This is a genomic window from Anabaena cylindrica UHCC 0172, from assembly GCF_034931625.1.
GTDB lineage: Bacteria > Cyanobacteriota > Cyanobacteriia > Cyanobacteriales > Nostocaceae > Anabaena > Anabaena cylindrica_A.
Map to the genome: position 1 here is coordinate 43,569 of NZ_JAYGGY010000091.1, position 23,252 is coordinate 66,820.

The following is a 23,252-nucleotide window of genomic DNA, read 5'->3' on the forward strand; positions in this document are numbered from 1 at the left end:
CGTGGTTCTAGGCATTTTGTTGGACGAGAAACAGAACTGACAACTATCCATGAAGATTTGCGACGGGGAAATTATGTAGCGATAACTGGAATGGGTGGTTTGGGTAAAACGGAATTAGCCACCCAATATGCAACACAATATCAAGATGAGTATGGGGGCATAATTTGGTTTAATGCTAGAGAAAGCAGACTCGCAGCGGAAGTATTGGAGTTTTTTAGCTTACAGTTGGGTTTAGAAATTCCCCAAGAACGAGGAGGACAACTGCTAAATTTACAAGAACAGGTGGCTTGGTGTTGGTTGCAATATCCACAGACAGATTTACCTGTTTTAATTGTTGTTGATGATTTAACTGATTTAGCACATCTGCGAGAAATTGTCCCCAGTCTGCCACGGTTTCGGGTGTTGATAACAACTCGGCTGCAAAATTTAGATCCTAATTTTATTCAACAACTACTTTTAGATGTTCTCTCACCAGAAAAAGCATTAGAACTTTTACAAAAGCAACTGGGGGAAAAAGATAAACGAGTTTTCAAAGAACCAGAAGCTGTAACTGCAATATGTAAATCTTTAGAATATTTGCCTTTGGGGATGATTTTAGTTGGTGGTTATTTATTAAATGACCCTGGACTGTCTCTAACTGAGATGTTGGCACGGTTGCAAAAAGGTAAGTTAGCAGAAGCAGCTTTACAAGAACGGGAAACTATCAATAAAACTCAACTGGGAGTTAAAGCCGCATTTAATTTAACTTGGGAAACACTAGATAATCAAGCTCAACAACTGGGCGCATTTTTAAGTTTATTTTCTCCTCAGTTGATTGTTTGGGATTTGGTAGTTGAGATAGTTAAGTTTGAAGTAGAAAATGAAGAGAAACAACTAATTTGGACAGACGAAGAATTAAAAGCAGCAAAATTGCAACTTTATCAACGCAACTTATTACAACTGGCAGAATCACCAGAAGAAGCTTATAAAATACATAATTTGGTGAGGTGGTTTTTGCAAGAACAGTTAGCCGAATACAGAGAAATGCAGCCAGTTTTAGAAAGAACTTTTATTAATCCGATGATAGCCCTTGCTCAAGCACTTTCTCAGTCACCCACCTCTGAAGATATTGGAAATTTTCAGTTTATTGTTTCTCATTGGGAAGCTTTGGGACAACGTTTAATAGATAATATAAAGGAAAAAACAGAAATAGAGGCCAATTTACCTGTATCCATCCTTACAGATGAGTTTATCTGGGTTTTTGTGGGGCTGGGCATATTTTACGAAAGAAAGGCATTATATCAATTAGCAGAACCTTGGCGGAAGGGATGCGTAAAAGTTTACAAGGCGTTGTTTACAGGCAACCATCCTGATATTGCTGCAAGTTTGAACAATTTAGCATATCTATACGATAGCCAAGGGCGGTATGGTGAAGCCAAACCTCTCTATATTGATGCTTTGCGAATGTATAAGCGACTATTTACAGGCGACCATGCTGATGTTGCTTCTAGTTTGAGCAATTTAGGCGTACTTTACCATAAGCAAGGGAAGTACAGTGAAGCCGAATCTCTCTACATTAAAGCTTTAGAGATGAGAAAGCGGCTATTTACAGGTGACTATCCTGATATTGCTAATAGCTTGAATAATTTAGCCTTACTCTACAAAAGTCAAGGGAAGTACATTGAAGCCAAACTTCTCTACCTTGAGGCTTTAGAGATGAGAAAGCGGCTATTTACAGGCGACCATCCTGATGTTGCACAAAGCTTGAACAATTTAGCAGTATTCTACCATGAACAAATGTGGTACAGTACAGCCGAACCTCTATACATTAAAGCTTTAGAGATGAGAAAGCGGCTATTTATAGGCGACCATCCTGATGTTGCTAATAGCTTGAATAATTTAGCTGACCTCCACAAAAGTCAAGAGAATTACAGTGAAGCCAAACTTCTCTTCCTTGATGCTTTAGTTATGTTGGAACGGGTGTTAGGAGTTAATCATCCCCATACAATAACCGTTCGAGAAAATTTACAACTTTTGCAACAGCAACTCACACCTCGTTCTGCTCCTAAAACTCTGTTACGTGATCCATTAGCTATATTAGCTTTACCGTTCTATCGTTTGTGGTTATTGATTAAACGTATTGTGATCTTTTGCTTGCGTTTGTTCCGACATTAACAATAGCTTGCTCAACTTTGATAAAGTATCGCCATACAATCTTATTGTATTGGACTACAAAGCTAAGTTAGCGGTTAACAGAGTTAATGTAGTTGCGGCTTTTTCAATAAGCTTAGTGGAGAATCTCGTAGTTTGTTGAATTTTGACGGATAAAGAGGAATGAACCGCAAAGACGCAAAGAGCGCGAAGGAAGAAGGAAGAAGGTTTAATAGTCGAACAAAGTATGATGGGGTTAATGGATAAGGAAGCATCACCTGCAATGTTTTTGTCATAGAAATTATGAAAAAGCTAATTAATCAAGCCGATGACTTTGTTAGAGAAAGTTTAGCAGGAATGGCTGCTGCTCATGGCGATTTAATTAAGGTCAATTATGAGCCGACTTTTGTTTATCGAACCGATGCACCTATACAGGGAAAGGTAGCAATTATTTCTGGGGGTGGTAGTGGTCATGAACCTATGCACGCTGGCTTTGTCGGTATGGGAATGCTTGATGCGGCTTGTCCTGGGGAAGTTTTCACCTCACCAACTCCTGACCAAATGTTAGCAGCAGCGCAACAAGTAGATGGTGGTGCGGGTATTATTTATATCGTTAAAAATTATAGCGGTGATTTGATGAATTTTGAAATGGCGACGGAGTTAGCCAGAAGTGAAGGCATCCGCACGCTCAATATTATCATTGATGATGATGTGGCGGTGAAAGATAGTCTGTATACCCAAGGGAGAAGAGGTGTAGGTGTAACAGTGCTGGCGGAAAAAATTTGTGGTGCAGCAGCGGCAGCAGGTTATGATTTGCAGCAGGTAGCAGATTTGTGCAGAAAGGTAAATCTGCATGGACGTAGTGTAGGAGTTGCGCTCAGTTCTTGTACAGTTCCAGCTAGGGGAACACCGACTTTTGCTTTGGGGGATAACGAGATAGAATTAGGGATTGGCATTCATGGAGAACCGGGAATAGCCAGGGTTTCTATGCAATCAGCAGATGAGATTACAGAGATTTTAGTGCGATCGCTCATTGATGATCTTCCCTATAATCGCACAGTTAGGGAGTGGAATGAAGCCACAGAGGGATGGGTAGATGTGGAACTGTTAAATAAACCCCTGCAAAAAGGCGATCGCATTCTGGCTTTTGTTAATAGTATGGGTGGGACTCCCATTTCTGAACTCTATCTCGTCTATCGCAAACTAGCAGAAATCTGTGCCAGGGAAGGATTGCAAATCGTGCGAAATCTAATTGGCCCCTACATTACATCATTAGAAATGCAAGGTTGCTCCATTACTCTGCTAAAATTAGACGACGAAATGCTCAAGTTATGGGATGCACCAGTCAAAACAGCAAGTTTACGCTGGGGAGTGTGAGATGGTTACTCAGGTGCAGATTGTCGAATGGTTACACGTATTTTCTTCTGTGATTGAGCATCATAAGGAAGATTTGACGGAATTAGATGCGGCTATTGGTGATGCTGATCATGGTATCAATATGGATCGTGGGTTTAAAAAGGTCAACAGTATTTTACCGAGTATTGCCGGCAAGGACATCAGCAGCATTTTCAAAAACGTCGGTATGACTTTAATTTCCAGTATTGGCGGTGCGAGTGGACCTCTGTATGGAACTTGGTTTTTAAAAGCTAGTTCGGCTACTGCTGGGAAACAAGAATTATCTCAAGACGATGTCTTAAAGTTACTTCAATCTGGTTTAGATGGAGTGCTGGAACGGGGGAAGGCGCAGTTGGGAGATAAGACAATGGTGGATGTACTTTCCCCGGCTGTAGTGGCTTTTGAGCAAGCTGTGGGTGAAGGGATGATGGGGACTGTGGCAGCCTTGGAAGTGGCTGTTTCGGCTGCGGAACAAGGGTTAAAGGCAACTATACCCATGTTAGCAAAGAAAGGTAGAGCGAGTTATTTGGGCGATCGCAGTATAGGACATCAAGATCCCGGTGGAACTTCTGCTTATTGGATGTTGCGGAGTTTGTTGGAAGTACTAAAAGGCTCTAATGCAATTCGTAATTCGTAATTATTTATTTTCTTCTTTGTTTCCCTGTCAACTCCAATAACTTAACACTGGCGTAAAGTGCATCAATATGAGGCGTGGGTGTTTGCGTAAGTTTACTTAATTCTACCACTGCACCTGCGATCGCTTCTATTTCTGTTGGTCGTCCGGCTTCAATATCTTGTAACATTGATGTTTTATGAGCGCCAACTTTTTCTGCACCATTAATCCGCTGTTCTAAACTAATGCCAAATTTAATACCTAAGTTTTCGGCGATAGTTTGTGCTTCTAACATCATTTGTCTTGCTAGTTCTCGGCTGGGAGGGTATTGAGCAATGGCTTCTAGGGTTGCACCAGTTAAGGAACTAATGGGATTAAATGCGATATTTCCCCATAATTTCACCCATATTTCTGTTCTAATTTGATTCCGTACAGGAGCTTTAAATCCTGCTTTTTTTAAGGCTTGGGCTAATAATTGGATACGTTCAGTTTTAGAACCGTCGATTTCTCCGAGTGTAAATCTTTCCCCTTCCAGATGCTGAATTACTCCCGGTGCTACTATTTCCGCAGCAGGATAGACAACACAGCCAATCACCCTGTCAATATCAATGTTGTTTTCAATAATACCATCTGAATCAAGAGAATTTAAACGTGTTCCTTCATATTCCCCACCATGTTTGCGGAAATACCACCAAGGAATACCATTTTGAGCAGTGACTACCATTGTTTGCTCATGACAGAGTTGAGGAAGAAAAGGTGCGATCGCACTCACACTATTAGATTTTACTGCTAAAATCACTACATCTTGAGGTTCAATTGCTGTAAAATCACTAGTAGCTAAAACCGGGTTAGCAACTTGGCTAGAACCATCAGCTAATATGATTTTTAGTCCATTTTTTTGAATTGCTTCTAAATGGGAACCGCGAGCAATTAAAGTTACCTCTTCACCACTTAAAATTAACTTAGCACCCAGATAACCACCAATCGCACCAGCACCAACAATACAGATTTTCATAACAGCTATTACTAAAATTATGCAAAAATTGAAAATGTCTGAATCAAGATTTTCAGGATTAAAGGATTTACAAGATGTTTATTTACATTTGTTGTGTGAAAACTAATTAAAAAAACATAAGAATTCAGGAGTCAGAATGCTTATAGAATAAGGAATAGAAAGAAGTGATACTTGCTCAAAATCATCAAAATTGACTCGAAAAGCCTTTATTTTCTTAACTTGGAGTATTCTCTAGCCTGGATACTTACAGAAAAACAAATAATTACAATCCTGATTCAGACAAATAAAGAAATAATCACCATCCTGTAAATCTTTAAATCCTGAAAATCCTGATTCAGACAGATATTTATTTTATCCAATATCCAACAATTTCGCAAAATCATCAAAATTGACTCGAAAAGCCTTTATTTTCCTGACTTGGAGTATTCTCTAGCCTGAATACTTACAGAAAAACAAATAATCACAATCCTGTAAATCTTTAAATCCTGAAAATCCTGATTCAGACAAATATTTATGTTATCCAATATCCAACAATTTCGCCATTGCTAAACGTTGTAACTTACCCGTAGCACCACGAGGTAAAGCTTCTAAAATGTGAATTTGTTTAGGTACTTTAAAATCTGCTAATGTATTTGAGCAATATTGCTGAAGTTCTTTTTCACTAACTTCTAATTTCAGCACCACAGCAGCGTGAATTTCTTCACCTAGATTTTTGTGAGGTACAGCAAAAGCTAAAGCTTCCGCAACCGCAGGATGACGTAATAAAACATTATCTACTTCTAAAGGTGAAATTTTTTCCCCACCCCGGTTAATTAATTCCTTAATTCTCCCAGTTAAATGCAGATATCCATCAGCATCTATTATCCCTTGATCTCCGGTGCGAAACCAACCATTTATAAAAGCAGTCGCGTTAGCATCTGGGTTATTTTCATAACCATCAATCACATTTGCACCCTTTACTACCACTTCACCCAAACTACCTTGAGTTAACAAATTACCTTCATCATCCATAATTCCCACATCTACATTAAAACCATAACCCACAGTTCCTGGTTTACGAATTTTTGGTGGTAAGGGGTTGGTTGACATTAAGTGGGCTGCTTCCGTCATACTGTAAGATTCTAAAACGGGAGAATTTAAGGTTTTCTCCATTTGTTCGATGATAACTGGCGCTAAAGATGCACTACTAGAACGAATGAAGCGGAAGGGGTTATTTTTAACAATTTCTTGATTACGAATTGCCCGTGCTAGAATTGTTTGATGCATGGTAGGCGCGGCTGAATACCAAGTAGGTTTGTAAGTTTCTACGAGTTTCCAAAATTCCAACGCATTAAAACCATTGGGACAAATTAAAGTCCCTCCTGATGCAAGAGTTGCTAATAAACATCCTACCAATCCATGAATATGGAAAAGTGGCATTAGACAAAGTGTAATATCAGCAGATGTGAGTGAATAAGCAGCGATGATATTATTAGCGGAAGCGATTAAGTTACGATGACGAATGGGTACACGTTTAGGACGACTGGTAGTACCACTAGTATGTAAAATCATCGCCACATCATCAGCGTTGGGTGATTCAGAATTGATGGTTGCTGTTGATATCGGTTTAGCTAATTCAAAGTTTAAAGTTCCATTTTTATTGATTTTAGCATTAATTAACATCATATCTTGTGTAACACCTTTAATAGCTGCTTCAGGAGTTTCCGATAATGTAATTAGCGCTTTAGCTTGAGTATCTTCGTAATAAAAAGCAAATTCGTCTTGTTTATATTTAGGATTTAATGGTGCAGCCGTCCCACATAATGCAGATGCTAAAAAGGTAATAGCCATTGGGACACCATTAGTCATGGCGATGGCGATACGATCTCCTTTTTTTAAACCAAAGCTATGCAGTTGAGATGTTAACTCAGTTATATTTTCACGTAACTGCTGATAAGTAATTATAGAACCATCAGGAGTGATTAAAGCTGAATGATTGTTTGTTCCTGTTAAAAGATCAAATAAATTCATTGTTGATTCCTTATTACGTTATTGACAAAATTACTTTTTTCTAGGACTTACGCACTGTAAAAACTTCATGATATGTATGAACGAAATTACTTAGTTTCAGGTTTTTGAAATAGCCTATTAGTGCGGTGCGTCAGATAGAGAAAATCTGGTGTGTACTAAATTAGCGGGTCTGACGCACCCTACAAGAGATAAAATCCATAATCCATATTTAATAGATTTTGTCAATGTGTAAGTCCTATTTTCTTAATTTTCCTCTGTCACCTGTTCTTGACATTTTAAAGCCAAAGCAATAGTTTTATTCTATAGGTAGGGGTTGAGTAAGTATTTATCTGTTTTATGATTCCTATAATGGGAATTAGTCTTCGGAAATAATTAATATAGCTAAATCAATAGGATTTTTTATGAACACATCCACATCCTTAAAACAGTTAAAGGCAGAATTGATTACGCCGGAAAATTTTCAGCGTTATGGACAGGTGATATTTTCTAGTGGAGACGGAAAAGCTTTTGATGCTGAAGATGCACATTTAAATTTACAAAATGGCATTCCTCGCTTTTATATTATGCGATTGCAGAAAAATGGGAATAAGTTCCATAAAATTACTCGACATATTCAATGTACTCAATGTTTGGGTTCTTTGGCAGGGAAAGATTGGTTGATGGCAGTTTGTCCACCTGATAATGCAATTAATGAACCTGTGTTAGCTGAACTTGCTGCTTTCCGTATTCCGGGAAATTGTTTTATTAAATTAGAAGTGGGAACTTGGCACGCGGGACCGTATTTTGACCATGAGTTTGTCGATTTTTATAATTTGGAATTAAGTGATACAAATGTGGTGGATCATTTCACTCATGATTTTCTCAAAAGTCATCAATTAAAGTTTGAAATGATTTACAGCAGAATTCAGGAGTCAGGAGTCAGGAGTCAGGAGTAAAACTGCCTTGGTGTCTAGGTTTCAATTTAGATTCTGTACCTCATTGATCTGCAATCTGCTGTATTAGGAAGAAGATGATAGCAAAAATATATAGATAGCGTTTCTTTGGTTAAGTTGAGTTACAAGAACCCCACCCCCAACCCCCTCCCCGAAACAGCGGGGAGGGGACTATGATGTCTCTCCCTCATCTCCCTCATCACCTCTCTCACCTTTTATTGACAAACTTCGGCTAAGGTGTTGGTAAAGTTGGGATAGGAAATAGCAGCGGCTTCTGCACGGTGAATGGTGGTTGTACCGGTGGCGTTGAGAGCTGCGATCGCTAAACTCATTGCTATACGATGGTCTGTATGGCTGTCTACGTCGGTTCCTACTAGGGGAGTACCACCAATAATTTCCATGCCATCGGCTAATTCGGTGATTTTAGCGCCCATTTGATTGAGTTGTTGCGCCATCACGGTAATGCGATCGCTCTCTTTCACTCTCAACTCGGCTGCATCCCTAATAATAGTAGTACCTTCAGCGAATACCGCCGCTACTGCCAAAATGGGAATTTCATCAATTAATCTCGGTATAATATCTCCAGCAATGGTGCAGCTTTTTAACCGACTCGAACGCACCCGCAAATCAGCAACTGGTTCCCCAGCGACTTCCCGCTGATTTTCTAGCTGGATATCTGCTCCCATCATGGCTAAAGCTTCTAAAATCCCCGTGCGCGTTGGGTTCACACCGACATTTTCCACCAGCAAATCTGAACCAGGAACAATAGATCCTGCAACTAACCAAAAGGCTGCTGAACTAATATCACCGGGAACAACCACTTTTTGACCGTATAACTTAGCATTACCCATCACAGTCACACTATGGGTTTCCGGGTCTATACTCAATTCTGCCCCAAAAGCCCTTAACATTCGCTCACTGTGATCCCGTGATAAAGCGGGTTCGGTGACGGTAGTTTTCCCTTCGGTGTTTAAACCCGCTAAAAGAATACAGGATTTAACTTGAGCCGAAGCAATGGGAGAATGATAATGAATGGGTTTGAGGGCTTGTCCTTGAATCGCTAAAGGTGCTAAAGAGTTACCTTTACGTCCCCAGATTTGTGCAGCCATTTGTTGTAAAGGTTTGACAACACGGGACATGGGACGCGATCGCAAGGAATCATCACCTGTAACCGTAAAAAACCGCCCTGGATGGGAAGCTAACAGCCCTAACATCAATCTGATGGTTGTCCCAGAGTTACCCGCATTCAACACATCCACAGGTTCTTGAAAATTGCCCAAACCAATTCCTTTTACCCGGACAAACTCTGTATTTAATTCCGAAATTTCTGCACCTAGCAATCGAAAACAGCTAGCAGTGCTACGGGGGTCTTCTCCCAACAGGAGTCCTTCAATCTGAGTTTCACCTTCTGCGATCGCACCCAACATGAGTGCGCGGTGGGAAATGGACTTATCCCCAGGAACCCGAATACTACCCTGGAGGGAGAGCATTGCAGGGGAACGCTGAATAATTAACTTATGAGCAGCGTTTTCTTGAATTTCTACGGTTATAACAGCAGCCGACATTAGGATACACTGGCTTTTGAATAGACTAGAAGCTTTTGGGTGACTTGATCTGCTGCCACTTGTAACTTCCTCCCTAGTATCCTACCGCTTTTTGTTGTTCTCAACTTATTTCAAGTCAGTATCCACTCAAATAAGCATCATTTTTCTTTTTTAGCTCTCAATTCTGCCTTTCTACATCTGATTTTATTTAATTGCTTCTAGCACTTATCGCTCCCATGCTTACTCATCACCGCAAACCCGTGTGCTTATCAATTATTTCCACTGACTTGCCAGTCTGGTCTGTGGTTGAAACTGCCGGGACATTGTATCAAAAAGATACTGACCGATTTCATTTACTATTGACTGCACCACCCTTAATTAGCTGTGAAGTAGGAAGTTTTACCAATCCAGAAGAGAACTTTCCTAAAAGCATAAACAATGCTGATCTTCCCAGCAGTCCCAGAATTTTGTGGTTGGAAATATCACCCTATCGCGTCATCATGACTATGCAAGGTAATAGTCAAGTGAGTTACCGTCATTTTTGGGAACAGGGCGTTTATGGCGTTAGTCGTTATTGGTTGCCTGCTGAGTCATTACAACCACACAAGCCACTTCGCTTACGTAATTTTACTAGAAAGTTGCACCTCAATGGCAAAACTTTACCAGAGCATTTGCGGCTAGAGTATGAATTATGGTCAGAAAAAGTCCAACTGGGAAGCTACATCCTCAATTTGGAAATCCACCACTAAAAAAAGTAATGAGTGCTGAGTACCGAGTAATGAGTAGAAATCCAACAAAACAACGGCCACACCAAACACCCAACACTCAGCACTCAGTACTTACTTCCATTTAATATTGCAACCCACACTAGGTTGTTGTTCACTTATAACTGGTTGATCAGCCAAAACTGCTTCAATAGCTGCTCGTAAATCTGCACCTGTTACAGGTTTATTGTTACTGGGACGACTATCATCTAATTGTCCCCGATAAACTAGTTTATTTTCACTATCAAATAGAAAAAAATCAGGTGTACAAGCTGCTGTATAAGCTTTTGCTGTTGCTTGGTTTTCATCGTAGCAGAATGGAAACTTAAATTCCAGTTCGGTTGCCATTTCTTTCAATGATTCGGGTGCATCATTGGGATAGTTTTGAGCATCATTGGCACTAATAGCAACAATACCTAAGTTACTGTTCAAATAATCTTTTCCTAATTGCGCCAACTCTTGTTGTATATGCTTTACGAATGGACAATGCCGACAAATAAACATGACTAGCAATGCTTTTTTGTTAGCAAAAGTAGCAAGTGAAATTATCTCTCCAGATACTACTTCTGATAGATGAAAATCTGGGGCTTTAGTGCCTAGTTGTAACATTGATGAAGCAGTTAAAACCATAGATCCCCCTTGACTGAATGTTTACAACATAGCATTAAATTTTCCCGAAAATTCCCAAAATTAAAGACGGAAATTTTCCCGTCTCTCTTGATTTATAAGTTGTTATGTAAGCAAATTTTAACTTATTTTTATAGGCTGGACAAAAGACCGAAAACACCGTGTCCTGTGAATACTTCTAATGCTATTAGAGATATAAAACCAATCATTGCTAACCGACCATTAAGTAATTCTGCGTAGGTAGTAAATCCTGTTCTATTACCCTGAGCGTCTATATATACCTTTGGTTCAACTGCAAAGTTATTCATTTTGCCTTGGTCGTCTTTAATAGAGCCGCTTTTACGCATTAGTTTATTTTCCTAATTTTCTTTAATGTAAATAAATATAACAGTAAAATTAATATTTGTAAAGTATTTTCATCTGAGAGAGATAATCTAGATTCTCAGGATGATGCGATCGCGTCCCTGGTTTTTAGCTTCATAAAGTGCCTGATCTGCGGTGATCACTATTTCTTCAGGTCGATTTTCCGCTATGGGAATACAGGTAGCAATGCCAATGCTTAAGGTTACATGGTCACATACCCGCGAACGTGGATGGGGAATATTGACTTGGTGGATGTGTTCCCGAATCGAGTTAGCAATATGAAATGCTCCCTCAGAAGTAGTTTCGGGGAGAAGAATTGCAAACTCTTCCCCACCATATCGAGCTACTAAATCATTGGGACGCTGAACATTAATCTTCAGTATCTGCGCGATTTGAATTAAACAAGTGTCTCCCATTGGATGTCCATAGGCATCGTTATAAGCTTTAAAGTCATCAGCATCACATATAAGTAGCGAAAGTGGCTGTTGAGTGCGAATACATCGTTGCCATTCTTTAAATAATACTTCATCAAAATGACGGCGGTTGGCAATTTGTGTTAATCCATCTAAACGAACTTGTTGTTGGAGTTGGAGTTCTAGCTGTTTGCGATCGCTAATTTCCATAACTACAACTCCCACCGCAAAAGGAATATTGTCTGCATCCAGGATGGGGAAATATGAAGCTAACCAAGTTCTAGACATACCTACTTGGTTATGAAATTTAAAAGTTATTTCTTGATTTCGCAAAGGTTTTCCCGTTGCGATCACCTGCTGACAAATAGATTCTATCTCTGGAGATAGCTGCGGTAATATTTCTTGAATTTTCTTACCCAGGTGATCAGCAACCGATATCCCGTTAATTTCTGCGATTATTTCATTAACTCGAATATACCTAAGTTCGTGATCTAAAATACACATCCCAATTGAGGCAGATGAGAAAAAGCCATTAAGTTGGGACTCACTCTGTTGCAATGCGGCTGTTCGCTCTTTTATTTTTATTTCTTGTGTAGCTAAAGTCTGGTTCAGAGATGACTCAGCAACTTGTCGTTCATCAATCACGGCTGAAAGTACAAGTGCGGTAATTGAAAAGACACCTGTGAAGGATTGTAAAAGCATAAACGATTGATAGGGTTCGTCTTTCACAAACGGGCCGTACCCTTGTGACGTAGCAAAAATAGCGATCGCAGAAACCAAAGTCACAAAAATACTAGAAACAAAATTACCAAGACGAAAAACAGACCATATCAAAATAGGGAGCAAAGTGTATTCCAAATTATATCCGCCCATAAATGTGAGCCAGTTTACACATAGAATAATGCTCAATACAACTAGTGTCTCCCCTCTACGGTAGTAATATTCTTTTTTATGCAAATAGGTTTTCCATAAGAGTAACGATGGCGTGAATATCAGGTGAGCTAACGCACTTGCTAACCACCATATTAGCCAGCAAATACCATAACTATTCCAAGGAATCGTTCCCATCAAACATGATGCTGTAATTCCCATAGTCGCTGATATAATTGGTGAAGCAACAGCACCCAAAATAAATACAAAGATTGCATTGACCTGATTAAATATATTTCCATGAGGAGCAAACTTTTTAATTATATAAGTAGCGGCTAAAGGTTGTAGACAATTCCCACAAGCACAGATAACATTCAGTAAAATAAAATTTAAAATTGATAAAGGTGGCGTTAAACTCAATAAGTTTTTAGAAAGACCAAGTATAGAACCCAAAATAATTCCTGGAAATACCCGCTTACCTAATAAAAATACTGCTGCTAATGTCATTGCTGAAGGAAACCAAACAGACGCAACTTTTCCTGGCAAAGAAGTAAATTCCAAGCTAATTAGAACACAAATACTGTAGGCTATTGCTATTAATAAGTTGAGAATAATCAGCTTCTTATCTGTATATTTAAATAACCAATTTGTTCTTTTGATTTGCCACATAGTTTTAATTCATTAAAATTCATGACATTTCCGAAAAATTGCTCTATTAATATAACTTGAAATTAGTTTACATTAATGCGGATTATAACATATTCAAATCTTTATCTATCTGTAGAAAAATCTTTATTTTTTGACATTCCAGGTTATCTATTGTTTTTCCTGACAAATTTAAGATTTGTAAAAATAAAAATATATTGTCCTATGCTCCTTGCTACGATAGTAAAATTTGACTTTTAGCCAATTATGAAAGGAACAGGTCAAGTAACTGAATTTCGTTACACAGCACAGCACAAACCGAATCAGTTAATTTACGGAAACGGGCAAACGGCAGTGATTACAGGGTGGACAGTCAAGCAAGCGATCGCTAAACACCTGCAACCGTCAGATTATGCTGTAATTGGGCAGTTGTATTCGCCCACCAGAGGCATAAACCTACTAATTCGTAACTTATTATTGAATCCTCATGTTCGTTATTTGGTTGTCCTCAACGCTACCAAAGAAGATAAAAACGCAGGTGCATCTCAGTGCTTACTAGATTTTTTCCGCAACGGTGTCGAAGAAAGTTTAAGTGACACCGGACGCAAAGCTTGGGTAATTCGTTCTACTATTACTGGATATATTGATATTGATATTGATATTAATGCTTTAGAAAAACTCAGACATTCTATAGAATTTCAAGAAGCTAAATCAATCACAGAAGCAGTTGAAAAAATTAAACATTACTCCCAACAAGAACTAATTGAATCGTGGGGAGTTTCCTTAGAATTTCCTATGGCTACCGTTGAACCTACAGTTTTACCTGGTTCACGCTATGGACACAGAATAGAAGGTAAAACCATAGCTGAAACTTGGGTAAAAATCATTCATCGCATTAAAACAACAGGCACAATTCGACCAACTGGCTATGATGGCAAATGGCAAGAATTAATAGATTTAATGGCAGTCGTCACCGATGAACCCGAAGATTTTTATTTTCCCGAACCCAATTATTTACCAATTGATAGAAGTTTTTTAGAAGAATATATTTCTCAAATATTAGATGATGCACCGAATCGAGAAGGAGTTAAATATACATATGGTCAACGTTTGCGTTCTTGGTTTGGACGCGATCAAATTCAACTAGTAATTGACAAACTAATAAATGATATTGATTCAGCAAGAGCAGTAATATCTTTATGGGATGCTAGTCAAGACGATAATGATAATCCACCTTGCCTAAATCACATTTGGGTAAGAATAGTTGATAATGAATTATCTTTAACAGCAACTTTCCGCAGTAATGATATGTTTTCCGCATGGCCAGCAAATGCAATGGGATTAAGGGCTTTACAAAAGTATATTTGTGATGCTATTACTCAAAAATCTCATCATATTTTAAAAATGGGGGCATTAATTACTATTAGTCAAAGCGCCCATATTTATGATGATTGCTTTGAAAATGTCGAAAACGTGATTCAATCCCAATATTCTAAAATTGCTCAAAGGAAAGACTATTTTGATCCTGCCGGTAGTTTTGTTATTTATATCCAGGATGACATTATTATTGTAGAACATACAACTCCTGGTTCTGGAGAAGTAGTTAATTGTTATTCTGGTAAATCTGCAAATAAACTCTCCCAGCAAATATTCATAGATTGTCCTAGTTTACAAGTTTCCCATGCTCTCTATTTAGGTGGAGAATTACAAAAAGCAGAAATAGCTTTGTTAATGAAACCAGAGTTGGTTTATGAGCAAGATAAACCGCTAAAAACTCAAAAGAATATACCTTTATTAATTTCTAACTATAGCAACTAAAATTCTGACCAATTCAATTAATTCTTCGGGAACTCGATATAATTTTATATCTTCTATTATTTCTTTCTCTTGACGTTTATATATAGCAAATCGCCAATCTTCACCAGTAGTAACTGCTCCATAAAGTATTGGGTTGTCTGAACTTATCCATTGGTCAAGAGCAATCAATTCAACAGCTAATTGTGTAAATCCTTTACTCAAATCTGATTGTTTAGCCTCAATCACTAATAAACCTTTACCCTTATTAATGTAATAATCTAAACTACCTTTTAATTGGTCGCTGACGCTAATAGGATATTCGATATTCAATTGCGTTTCTGCGATTTCACAAACTTCTAGAAGAATCGGCGCTATAATTGCTTGTTTCCGGGCATCCTCACTTAGTAATTTAACTCGTCGGAGATTACGTTCAATTACTCGCTGCAATTCTTCAATATAGTTAGGTGTTGATTCTATAATCGGTAATTTCAGCCTTTCACGTTGATAAACACAACCAAGTTCCGCCAGAATATCCTCTGGAGAAAATGCTAAATCAAAGTATTTACTAAATGTATAACTTTGTCCAGGTTGAATAATTCGGGAGCGACTCATAATATCATCTTCGTTTAAATCATTAAGTAGTCAAACAGAATTAATTACACAATTTCATTACGACTGCAACAAAATAGAATGACCGCAAATATTTTTATCTAATTACTTATTATATCTATTTCGGCTGTGAATAGGAACGCGGACAAAAATTAGTGGCTTGTGTAATTGAGAAATTATCTGCTCATGATTAAATATTTGACCTATAACTCAGTGTATAATTAGTCGGCAGTAATTTTTGATTTAGCAAAACTTATGAGTATTGTCCCATTTATATTGGACGGTAATAACAAAACAGTTGTGAAAACTCAGGTAGAGTATGATGACGCGGGTAGTACTAATGGAGATGTAATTTTTATAGAAAATCTCGACACCAGCCAAATTCTTGATACAGAGTCCAGTAATGCAAGCTATGATTTAAGGGTTGGTGATGAATATAGAGACCATAGAGACTCCGGTAAAACGGATTTGTTAAGTAATGGCAAAATATCTCTCCAACCAGGATCTGCCGTCATTATTGAAACAGCGGAATTAGTTCACTTTCCCAAATCTAGATTTGGTCATGTAGTTCCAAAAGTCTCTTTGTTGCAGCAAGGTTTATCTAATACCTCATCAAAAATAGATCCTGGATACAGAGGAAAACTTTCCATCACAGTTTTTAATTTAGGCAAAAGAACTGTTGAACTTAAGCAAGGACAAGTCTTTTGTACACTGTATGTACTTGATGTTAGACAAGGGGTTATTCCTTATGCAAAACCACCTAAAAGAATTGCTGGAAATCCTAAAACTAGTTTATTAAATGGACTTAGGGATTTTATTGAGACAAATCAGACGACATTCACTATTATACTATTGATTCTCAGTAGTTTACAAATTCTAATAACAATAGTACCCCAACTGTCATCATTTATACTCAATCCAACAATACAAACTTACCCTAAAGAAAATACAGAAAAAACTCAATAATTTCTCTTTTTACGATTAAGATGATATGAATTTATACGATTGAGTCCATTATTTTTATAACCAGCATACATAAATAATATAGCTTTCAACAAGCTATTTTTTCAGAATATGTTCCATGTGCTGGTTTAAATATAGTGCCTATGTTATTGTCATTGTATTTAAACTTTAGCCAGAGTCACAACACCTAACTGGTCTTGATATTTACCCTGACGCGCTTCATAATTAACTGCACAGGGCGCTCCTTCTAAAAACATTAACTGTACTATGCCTTCATTAGCATAAATGCGACAGTCAGCACTAGAAGCGTTGGATAACTCTAAGGTTAAGTAGCCACGCCAAGCTGCCTCCGCAGGAGTTACGTTTGCAATTATACCACATCTCGCATAAGTGCTTTTGCCTATGCAAATTACTGTAATATTATCTGGTATTTCTAGCCTTTCCAGCGCTACCCCAAGTCCGTAGGAATGTGCTGGAAGGATAAAGTAACTACCATTTTCATCCGTATGGAGTTTTGTTTGCTCCAAGTTTTCAGGATTAAAATTTTTGGGATCAACTACTGTGCCTGGAATATGCTTAAAAATACGGAAATCTTCATGCGATAGTCTGATGTCGTAGCCAAAGCTACTAAGTCCGAATGAAATTATAGGCAATTCGGCAAGATGACGTATTAAACTTGGTTCAAAAGGCGAAATCATGCCTTTTTTAGCCATTTCGGTAATCCAGATATCGTTTTTAATCACAAGTTCACGGGTAATTCAAACCAAATTAATAGGAGCATCTCACTTTTGTAAAAACACCCCTGTCATTCTGAGCGTAACGTGGCGTAAGCCATACGCAACCTAGTGAAGCGTTCAGCGTTCCGAAGGAAAGAATCTCAAGCTATATTCGCAAAGGTGAGATGCTCCAAGTTAATAGAATATCGTGAATTGGCATTTTCTTTCAGACTGATAACTATAAACAATTTCTATGTTAATTAGCATATTCTTGTACTTATTGAATTATGCTTGTTAAAACATACAGCAAAATCATTAATGGATAGTTCAGCACCTACTTTAGGTATCGCATAAAAATTAACTCCAAAATTCCCAAATCAGGATATTATTACTTACAGATTTGAGGGTTCAAACTGACTTAAAACGAGCGCGGCAGGGTTCGAACCTGCGACCGATTGCTTAGAAGGCAATTGCTCTATCCACTGAGCTACGCGCCCAAGAGTAATCTCTGGGTTCTCAAAAAGTCATCATACACCATTATATCTCTTATTCCTAGTAACAAGCAAGATCAAACTGAAAATTTCCCAATCTCAAGACGGAGATCCAAGTCATGAGTCAGTAGATGTACACTAAAAACTAAACATATGGGATATTTCCGGTATATTGTGATGTCAAGGAAGAATTTGACCAATGAGTACTAATGCCTTCTATGGCGTATGCTGGTGAAACATCTGGCAAATGCCTAATTCTCCCATACCATAATATAAATAATTATACTGTCGGCTATGTTGCCTAAGTCCATGACATATTTTTTGTCAAAACAGCCCCTGTGAGGAGTTATCTGCTAGTGCCATGTTTATTCTCAAACGCCAGGATGTTGAAATCTCAACTATTCAGCACCCAACGCGGGATCAGCAGGTGCCGATCCTCCATTATCAGGGGCAAACCTTTCGCCTGATAAGTGTTTTCAAAGCTAGTCAAGAGATTGAAGCCAAAGCGTTGTGGAGATCTCTTACTGACAATCGTGGTAAAGCCTGTGTCCTACTTGAAGAACCAGATCGCTTTAGCGTCTGGGGTAAAATTCGCTTAGAACAGCTAGGAAATGATACAGGTAGTCATAGCAATGTTGAAATTTTGACATTAGCAAGTATTGTGCTGCTGCAAGCTGTTTATCTAGATATCGAAGATTTATTAGGTAATCGGCAAGCAAGTTTATTTGAAAAAGACATAACAGGGATACTACAGCAAAAGCAATTTCCCCAAATATCTTCCTCAGAGGCAGTAAAATCTTTGCTAACTGTTGAGCCTTCACAGATACCTAAACTACCTCCTTGGCAAGAAACTCATGTGATTATTCTCCTGGAAGAACTGCATCGACTAGGAAAAACTTATTTTGGTGATACCAATTTTGCTCGTCAACTAAAGGATCGGTTACAAGATATGCCTGAAGAAGAGCAATTAGTATTCATTGGTTGGTTAAATCAATCTCCACTAAGTAAACTTTGGCAGTAGCATGGATATTATTTGATTACAAACTGTCCATTAGCTCTTGCTTTAGGTGTTAAATGGTGTAATATCCGGTAGATCAACTGCTGGACACAGCATCAACTTGCACCAAAAATACTGCTAGAGTGCATTTACCTGGTTGAGACTTATGAGTAACTCTTACAACAATTCATACCGTTCTAAGTCGATTTTCACCACTCAAAATATCGTCTTGGTTGCCATGGGTTGGGCTTTGCTGGCGCTTTTATACTTTTTGTTGTTTAGCGCTAAAATCCCTGGTCCAAATGGCACGGAAAACCGTGGTGATTGGTATGTTTTGGGGACAAACATTTTTGAAGCTTTGGCTTACTTGGGTGCAGGTGTCTTATGCTTAAGAAACTGGCGGAGTACCCTGATTGTCAGTAGTCGAAAGGTTTGGCTATTAATTGGCTTAGGTATGATGGCCTATTTTATTGGAGGGATAATATTCGGCTATACAGAAGTGGTCTTACAACAAGACCCGGAAGTATCTTTAGGAGATATATTTTTTGTACTGAGTTATGTATTCGTGGGAGTAGGTATGGCTTTAGCTTTGTTCTCCCGGCGAATTAATCTAGAAAAATGGCAGTGGCTAATTGTCGCCTCAATTGGATTATTAGGCAGTTTTATCGCCTGGTGGATTTCTCAGACAAATAAAGCGCCTTCACCGGGACTAGATACTCTGATTCAGAAAATAACTTTTGTTTTGAATTGGTTTTATGTAGTTAGTGATGTGCTGTTGTTAATTATTGCCACAATTATGCTGCTGGCATTTTGGGGAGGAAAAGTTTCTTTATCCTGGCGAATGATTGCAGCGGCGGCATTTTCGCTCTACATTGCAGATATGTGGTTTAAATATGCCACTAATTATGTTCCCGATTACCAAAGTGGAGACATACTAGAAGTGTTCTGGGTGTTTAGTGGAGTTTTATTTGGTATGGGCGCTGCCTTAGAATACGAAGCATCATTGAGCCTCAAGCGGCGTACCAGTGGACGCAAACGAAGTTAACAAATTTTGGTGTCTACCGTGAGAAAATTAACAGATTCTGACAAACAAGAGATTCTCAAGCTATATAGAGAGACTGCCGAAACAACATCAACTTTGGCAGAACGCTATGGTGTGAGCAACTCAACAATTAGCCGATTGCTCAAAAGTACCTTACCTGAAGAAGAATATGAGTACCTTGTTTCTCTAAAACGTGCTGCTAGAACCCCTGAAGGCAGAGCGCAGGTAAACTACGAGCAGTTACCTTTGTTGAGTAATCAACCACAGATAGAAACAGAAGTAGTCAATAGGGACACTCAAAGAGATCGCAGTGATGCCTCCGACGATCGCAATCGTGTAGAGTTGCCAAAGGTTGAACTACAGCAGCCAGCTATAGAAAAAGAACCTAGTTCTGAGCAATTTCCCCAACCAATCCCGGTTGTTAGAAGGGTGAAAACACGCTCCTCGGCCACGGAAAAACCGAAACCAGTTGTCAAGGAAATCGAAATTGTCCGACACAAGCCGCCAGAAATCCCCAGCATACCCAGAACCGTCCTAGAGGATGAACGTCCAGCGGTAAACCTAATTGAGGATGAGGATATCTTCGACGAAGACTTGCTAGATGAGTCAGATGATTTGGACGATTTAGATGATGATTTGTACGAAGATGAGGAGGACTTTGAGGATGAAGACTACGAAGAACCAACACCTTTAGTCACAAGACGTAGTCCGGGAGAAGCACCAGTTCAAGTCTTACCCTTTTCGGTGGCTAATTTACCCAAAACTTGTTACTTAGTAATTGACCGTTCTGCGGAATTAATTACCAGGCCACTCAAGGATTTTGGCGATTTGGGAACAATCCCCACCATTGAAACCCAACAGAAAACTCTACCAGTGTTTGATAATCACCGAGTAGCCAAGCGTTTTTCTACTAAGCGCGATCGCGTGATTAAAGTTCCTGACAGTAGAATGCTACAAAAGGCTAGTACCCATCTCCAAGCCAAAGGCATCACCAGACTGTTGATTGATGGTCAAGTCTACTCCCTATCTTTGATTTAGTCCTACTAATCCAAAAATGGCAGGTGTAGACAAGCAGAGGAGCAGGTAGAAAGTAGAATTTATCTTCCTGTGAACAAAACCTCAAAGTTTTCTTGACAGACTATGAGAGTTGATGAAAATACTGACTGGCTATAGTATTTTCGTCAGTAGTCCGCCCTATTTACAGTGAATTGGCAATTGAGGAAAGAGTTTATTTCTTTAATTGCCAGTTTCCCGTTCACTATCAACAGCCTTAGCCAAACGATTTGCTAGGTCAATGATGTCATGTTTACGGGCAATTTGGTCAATCCATGCTTGGGGAATATTTTCCACACCATAATAAATTCCCGCTAAACCACCAGTTACAGCAGCGGTAGTATCTGTATCCCCGCCTAAATTAACAGCTTTGAGAACTGCTTGGTCATAAGCAGAGGTATTTAACAAACACCACAAAGATGCCTCTAGAGTATCAACCACATAACCACCAGAGTTAATCTCTTCTATAGGTATTTGAGCAATTTCTCCACTGAAAACTCTATCAAAATGGGGTTTTTCTAAAATATATTCACTGCCAGAATAAAAGGACTGAATTTTGCTTAATCCTTGTAAATAAGCCGCTTTAGGTTCAAAACCTGCCAATACCTCTATCGCAATACTAATATAAATGCCGCAAGCCATTTGAGAACGGATATGGGCATGAGTGATGCAAGAAACTTGATGCACTCTGGTAATAAGTTCAGAAAAAGTAAACATTTGATGACAATAAACCATTGGCAAAATTCGCATCAAAGAACCATTACCATTACTTTTCTCACTTGTCTCACCTGCTTTTAGAGGTGGCGCTCCCTGCTGCCAATTTAGAATAGCTTGTCTTGTTGTGCCACCAATATCAAAAACTTGACCGTGAGCAGCCCAGTAGCCTTCTTTGTACCAACGCCAGAAAGAATTGGCGATCGCATCTAATGAAAATCCCTCACAAAGACATTCGGCCAAGCACAAAGTTAATGAACTGTCATCTGACCAAGTTCCAGGGGGCTGATTCCATGTACCATAACCCAACATAGTTGTCACCGGAGATGTCAGGCGTTCAGCCCTGCTGGTGAACTCCACAGGTACACCCAGCGCATCTCCCACACATACACCCATCAAACCTGATAATATTTTGGCAGGGATCATGATTTCATCTCCAAGAAAATTTCCCAAATTTTTCCAAACTTAAATTTATAATCGGGAATGCTAAAATATAACTGTGTAATTATAACTGTCGAGACAAAATTGGCTGAATCACTTAATCCTAAATATATTGCATCAATAGCAATCAGGATTTCAGCAAATTAGAAAATTCTCTGGAACTTTTTTATCTGATATTCGACTTTCAATTTAACAGTAAAACTTCTAAAATTTGGTCAAAATTATGAAACGTTTACTCAAGTCTTTACTCACCATTTCTGCTTTATCTTCTTTAGTAATTGCTCCTGCATTTCTTACAGTTGGTAAAGCTGCTGCTGAAACACAAAATGGTACTGATGCTAGTTATATTGGTGCTGGTGTAGCGGCTGGTGTTACCAATGGCGGTCAAAATAACGATGCTGCTACCTTGGGCGGAAATATTACAGCCCGTGTGAAATTAGGAAATACTCCCTTTTCCGCACGGGGTAATGTCCTCTGGAGTGATGAAACAACTGCTATCGTTCCTGAAGTTTCTTTAGATGTCCCCATTGCTCCTAGAACCAATGCCTTTATTACTGGTGGTTATTCCTTCGTAGAGGCTGATGGTAAGCCCACACCTTTGGGTAACAGAGATTCTGTAGTTGTCGGTGCTGGAGTGGAGTCTGAAGTTACCAAAAACTTCCTTGTCTACACTAATGCTAAAGTTGGACTCAAAGCTTACCAAAATAGTGATGCTTCTGCTGTGAGCATCAATGGTGGTCTTGGCTATCGCTTTAGATAGAAAAAGATCGTCTCAGAGGGAGAAATCGCAGAATGAGACTGATACAATACATTTATTCAGAGTGCTGAGTCACCCCAAGAGCTAAAGGCGGGGATGGAAATAGGAAAGTTTCTTGCTTTTTTTACTCAGCACTGTTTGGGTAAATTGGTGCAATTGAAAGTAATGGTGGCTGTTGGCACGAATCACAAATATTTTTATATGTCAACAGGTAAAAAATAAATTATATCGTGGTAAATTACATCTATTTACTTCAATGCTGGTTTTGTTAAGTGTTAAATCACTGATAAAGCCAGCGTTTTGCCATGTTAAAATTAAATCATTCTGCATAATTCCGACCGAATTTTCGGT

General features: G+C 38.7%; 20 protein-coding genes and 1 tRNA gene. 11 read left to right on the forward strand and 10 right to left on the reverse strand.

Translation table 11 applies throughout. The features are described from left to right. Nucleotides 1-57: 57 nt before the first annotated feature. The 3 genes from VB713_RS20000 to dhaL all read left to right on the forward strand — a co-directional run bounded on the left by VB713_RS20000 (nucleotide 58) and on the right by dhaL (nucleotide 4,162). Nucleotides 58-2,154: a tetratricopeptide repeat protein gene (locus VB713_RS20000; RefSeq protein WP_323313258.1), complete on the forward strand. Its 2,097-nt coding sequence runs from the start codon at nucleotides 58-60 to the stop codon at nucleotides 2,152-2,154. Nucleotides 2,155-2,433: 279 nt separating this feature from the next. Then, entirely contained in the window at nucleotides 2,434-3,507 is a 1,074-nt protein-coding gene (dhaK, locus tag VB713_RS20005; protein ID WP_323313259.1) for a dihydroxyacetone kinase subunit DhaK, read from the forward strand. A 1-nt stretch (nucleotide 3,508) separates the two neighbouring features. Then, nucleotides 3,509-4,162, forward strand: coding sequence for a dihydroxyacetone kinase subunit DhaL (gene dhaL, locus VB713_RS20010; RefSeq protein WP_323313260.1), 654 nt, complete (start codon nucleotides 3,509-3,511; stop codon nucleotides 4,160-4,162). Nucleotides 4,163-4,166: 4 nt separating this feature from the next. Here dhaL and VB713_RS20015 read toward each other — a convergent pair whose 3' ends face one another. Together VB713_RS20015 and VB713_RS20020 are read right to left on the reverse strand one after the other, a co-directional pair. Further along, the gene (locus tag VB713_RS20015; protein ID WP_323313261.1) at nucleotides 4,167-5,153 is read right to left on the reverse strand and encodes a 2-dehydropantoate 2-reductase; all 987 of its coding nucleotides are present in this window, start codon (nucleotides 5,151-5,153) and stop codon (nucleotides 4,167-4,169) included. 516 nt (nucleotides 5,154-5,669) lie between these two features. Continuing rightward, complete coding sequence (locus VB713_RS20020; RefSeq protein WP_323313262.1) at nucleotides 5,670-7,163, reverse strand: acyl--CoA ligase; 1,494 nt, start codon at nucleotides 7,161-7,163, stop codon at nucleotides 5,670-5,672. A gap of 401 nt (nucleotides 7,164-7,564) precedes the next feature. Here VB713_RS20020 and VB713_RS20025 point away from each other — a divergent pair, with 401 nt between their 5' ends. Then, on the forward strand, nucleotides 7,565-8,098 hold the full coding sequence (locus tag VB713_RS20025) for an ureidoglycolate lyase (protein WP_323313263.1): 534 nt from the start codon (nucleotides 7,565-7,567) through the stop codon (nucleotides 8,096-8,098). A 212-nt stretch (nucleotides 8,099-8,310) separates the two neighbouring features. Here VB713_RS20025 and aroA read toward each other — a convergent pair whose 3' ends face one another. Next, nucleotides 8,311-9,660: a 3-phosphoshikimate 1-carboxyvinyltransferase gene (gene aroA / locus VB713_RS20030; protein WP_323313264.1), complete on the reverse strand. Its 1,350-nt coding sequence runs from the start codon at nucleotides 9,658-9,660 to the stop codon at nucleotides 8,311-8,313. Nucleotides 9,661-9,875: 215 nt separating this feature from the next. Between aroA and VB713_RS20035 the strand changes: the two genes are divergently transcribed. Next, the gene (locus VB713_RS20035; RefSeq protein WP_323313280.1) at nucleotides 9,876-10,388 is read left to right on the forward strand and encodes a hypothetical protein; all 513 of its coding nucleotides are present in this window, start codon (nucleotides 9,876-9,878) and stop codon (nucleotides 10,386-10,388) included. Nucleotides 10,389-10,478: 90 nt separating this feature from the next. Here VB713_RS20035 and VB713_RS20040 read toward each other — a convergent pair whose 3' ends face one another. The 3 genes from VB713_RS20040 to VB713_RS20050 all read right to left on the reverse strand — a co-directional run bounded on the left by VB713_RS20040 (nucleotide 10,479) and on the right by VB713_RS20050 (nucleotide 13,345). Continuing rightward, nucleotides 10,479-11,033: a thioredoxin family protein gene (locus VB713_RS20040; protein ID WP_323313265.1), complete on the reverse strand. Its 555-nt coding sequence runs from the start codon at nucleotides 11,031-11,033 to the stop codon at nucleotides 10,479-10,481. 128 nt (nucleotides 11,034-11,161) lie between these two features. Further along, on the reverse strand, nucleotides 11,162-11,377 hold the full coding sequence (locus VB713_RS20045) for a chlorophyll a/b-binding protein (RefSeq protein WP_323313266.1): 216 nt from the start codon (nucleotides 11,375-11,377) through the stop codon (nucleotides 11,162-11,164). Between the two features lie 87 nt (nucleotides 11,378-11,464). Further along, a complete protein-coding gene (locus VB713_RS20050; protein ID WP_323313267.1) occupies nucleotides 11,465-13,345 on the reverse strand; it encodes an MASE1 domain-containing protein in 1,881 nt (626 codons plus the stop codon). Nucleotides 13,346-13,588: 243 nt separating this feature from the next. Here VB713_RS20050 and VB713_RS20055 point away from each other — a divergent pair, with 243 nt between their 5' ends. Beyond that, on the forward strand, nucleotides 13,589-15,139 hold the full coding sequence (locus VB713_RS20055) for a thymidylate synthase (RefSeq protein WP_323313268.1): 1,551 nt from the start codon (nucleotides 13,589-13,591) through the stop codon (nucleotides 15,137-15,139). Here VB713_RS20055 and VB713_RS20060 read toward each other — a convergent pair. After that, entirely contained in the window at nucleotides 15,116-15,730 is a 615-nt protein-coding gene (locus tag VB713_RS20060; protein ID WP_323313269.1) for a hypothetical protein, read from the reverse strand. The genes VB713_RS20055 and VB713_RS20060 overlap by 24 nt on opposite strands. Before the next feature lie 252 nt (nucleotides 15,731-15,982). On the opposite strand from VB713_RS20060, the gene VB713_RS20065 reads away from it, so the two are divergent. Next, a complete protein-coding gene (locus tag VB713_RS20065; protein WP_323313270.1) occupies nucleotides 15,983-16,693 on the forward strand; it encodes a dCTP deaminase domain-containing protein in 711 nt (236 codons plus the stop codon). Between the two features lie 158 nt (nucleotides 16,694-16,851). On the opposite strand, the gene dcd is transcribed toward VB713_RS20065, so the two are convergent. Both dcd and VB713_RS20075 read right to left on the reverse strand, forming a co-directional pair. Continuing rightward, on the reverse strand, nucleotides 16,852-17,433 hold the full coding sequence (dcd, locus tag VB713_RS20070; RefSeq protein WP_416242457.1) for a dCTP deaminase: 582 nt from the start codon (nucleotides 17,431-17,433) through the stop codon (nucleotides 16,852-16,854). 397 nt (nucleotides 17,434-17,830) lie between these two features. Beyond that, nucleotides 17,831-17,903: transfer RNA gene (locus VB713_RS20075), tRNA-Arg, on the reverse strand. A 355-nt stretch (nucleotides 17,904-18,258) separates the two neighbouring features. Between VB713_RS20075 and VB713_RS20080 the strand changes: the two genes are divergently transcribed. From VB713_RS20080 to VB713_RS20090, 3 genes are all read left to right on the forward strand, one after another. Further along, nucleotides 18,259-18,918 (forward strand): Npun_F0813 family protein, encoded by a 660-nt coding sequence (locus tag VB713_RS20080; RefSeq protein ID WP_323313271.1) that lies wholly within the window; start codon nucleotides 18,259-18,261, stop codon nucleotides 18,916-18,918. Nucleotides 18,919-19,060: 142 nt separating this feature from the next. Beyond that, complete coding sequence (locus VB713_RS20085; RefSeq protein ID WP_323313272.1) at nucleotides 19,061-19,939, forward strand: hypothetical protein; 879 nt, start codon at nucleotides 19,061-19,063, stop codon at nucleotides 19,937-19,939. An 18-nt stretch (nucleotides 19,940-19,957) separates the two neighbouring features. Then, on the forward strand, nucleotides 19,958-20,974 hold the full coding sequence (locus VB713_RS20090; protein WP_323313273.1) for a transposase: 1,017 nt from the start codon (nucleotides 19,958-19,960) through the stop codon (nucleotides 20,972-20,974). Between the two features lie 198 nt (nucleotides 20,975-21,172). On the opposite strand, the gene VB713_RS20095 is transcribed toward VB713_RS20090, so the two are convergent. Beyond that, entirely contained in the window at nucleotides 21,173-22,129 is a 957-nt protein-coding gene (locus VB713_RS20095) for an ADP-ribosylglycohydrolase family protein (protein ID WP_416242458.1), read from the reverse strand. Between the two features lie 238 nt (nucleotides 22,130-22,367). On the opposite strand from VB713_RS20095, the gene VB713_RS20100 reads away from it, so the two are divergent. Beyond that, nucleotides 22,368-22,904: an outer membrane beta-barrel protein gene (locus tag VB713_RS20100; RefSeq protein WP_323313274.1), complete on the forward strand. Its 537-nt coding sequence runs from the start codon at nucleotides 22,368-22,370 to the stop codon at nucleotides 22,902-22,904. Nucleotides 22,905-23,252: the final 348 nt, after the last annotated feature.

What these genes read in the sequence shown, in the direction of transcription:
- VB713_RS20025 (WP_323313263.1), top strand. Translation starts at nt 7,565, where the DNA reads ATGAACACATCCACATCCTTAAAACAGTTAAAGGCAGAATTGATTACG.
- VB713_RS20065 (WP_323313270.1), top strand. Translation starts at nt 15,983, where the DNA reads ATGAGTATTGTCCCATTTATATTGGACGGTAATAACAAAACAGTTGTG.
- VB713_RS20055 (WP_323313268.1), top strand. Translation starts at nt 13,589, where the DNA reads ATGAAAGGAACAGGTCAAGTAACTGAATTTCGTTACACAGCACAGCAC.
- VB713_RS20040 (WP_323313265.1), bottom strand. Translation starts at nt 11,033, where the DNA reads ATGGTTTTAACTGCTTCATCAATGTTACAACTAGGCACTAAAGCCCCA.
- VB713_RS20085 (WP_323313272.1), top strand. Translation starts at nt 19,061, where the DNA reads ATGAGTAACTCTTACAACAATTCATACCGTTCTAAGTCGATTTTCACC.
- dhaL (WP_323313260.1), top strand. Translation starts at nt 3,509, where the DNA reads ATGGTTACTCAGGTGCAGATTGTCGAATGGTTACACGTATTTTCTTCT.
- VB713_RS20015 (WP_323313261.1), bottom strand. Translation starts at nt 5,153, where the DNA reads ATGAAAATCTGTATTGTTGGTGCTGGTGCGATTGGTGGTTATCTGGGT.
- VB713_RS20045 (WP_323313266.1), bottom strand. Translation starts at nt 11,377, where the DNA reads ATGCGTAAAAGCGGCTCTATTAAAGACGACCAAGGCAAAATGAATAAC.
- VB713_RS20020 (WP_323313262.1), bottom strand. Translation starts at nt 7,163, where the DNA reads ATGAATTTATTTGATCTTTTAACAGGAACAAACAATCATTCAGCTTTA.
- dhaK (WP_323313259.1), top strand. Translation starts at nt 2,434, where the DNA reads ATGAAAAAGCTAATTAATCAAGCCGATGACTTTGTTAGAGAAAGTTTA.
- VB713_RS20035 (WP_323313280.1), top strand. Translation starts at nt 9,876, where the DNA reads ATGCTTACTCATCACCGCAAACCCGTGTGCTTATCAATTATTTCCACT.
- VB713_RS20050 (WP_323313267.1), bottom strand. Translation starts at nt 13,345, where the DNA reads ATGTGGCAAATCAAAAGAACAAATTGGTTATTTAAATATACAGATAAG.
- VB713_RS20060 (WP_323313269.1), bottom strand. Translation starts at nt 15,730, where the DNA reads ATGAGTCGCTCCCGAATTATTCAACCTGGACAAAGTTATACATTTAGT.
- VB713_RS20100 (WP_323313274.1), top strand. Translation starts at nt 22,368, where the DNA reads ATGAAACGTTTACTCAAGTCTTTACTCACCATTTCTGCTTTATCTTCT.
- aroA (WP_323313264.1), bottom strand. Translation starts at nt 9,660, where the DNA reads ATGTCGGCTGCTGTTATAACCGTAGAAATTCAAGAAAACGCTGCTCAT.
- VB713_RS20095 (WP_416242458.1), bottom strand. Translation starts at nt 22,129, where the DNA reads ATGATCCCTGCCAAAATATTATCAGGTTTGATGGGTGTATGTGTGGGA.
- VB713_RS20080 (WP_323313271.1), top strand. Translation starts at nt 18,259, where the DNA reads ATGTTTATTCTCAAACGCCAGGATGTTGAAATCTCAACTATTCAGCAC.